Below are 336 nucleotides of genomic sequence, written 5' to 3' on the forward strand. Positions count from 1 at the left end.
AGCCCTTCGGCCCCTTCTGGAAATGGCTGCAGCTTCGCCTCTACCCGCGCGCCTTTGCGCTGGTGACCATGACCAGGGGGGCCCTCGACTATTTCCCGCCGGACGTTCGCCGCCACGGGCGGGTGATCGCCAATGCCATCAACCTGCCAACCGGCTGGCAAAAGAAGCGCGGCAACAATGTGCTCACCGCTGTCGGCCGGCTGACAGAGCAAAAAGGCTTCGACCTGCTGCTCGAATCCTTCGCCAAGGTGGCCGCCGACCACCCCGAATGGAAGCTCGTCATCTGGGGCGAAGGCGAAGCGAGAAAAGCGCTGGAAGCCCAGCGCGACGCGCTTG

1 protein-coding gene is annotated in these 336 nt (G+C 64.6%); it reads left to right on the forward strand.

Translation table 11 applies throughout. From position 1 onward, the window contains the following. On the forward strand, nt 1–336 hold a 336-nt coding region (locus tag L981_RS33070; protein WP_043627327.1), incomplete at both ends, for a glycosyltransferase.

The organism is Ensifer sp. ZNC0028 (assembly GCF_000799055.1).
GTDB lineage: Bacteria > Pseudomonadota > Alphaproteobacteria > Rhizobiales > Rhizobiaceae > Ensifer.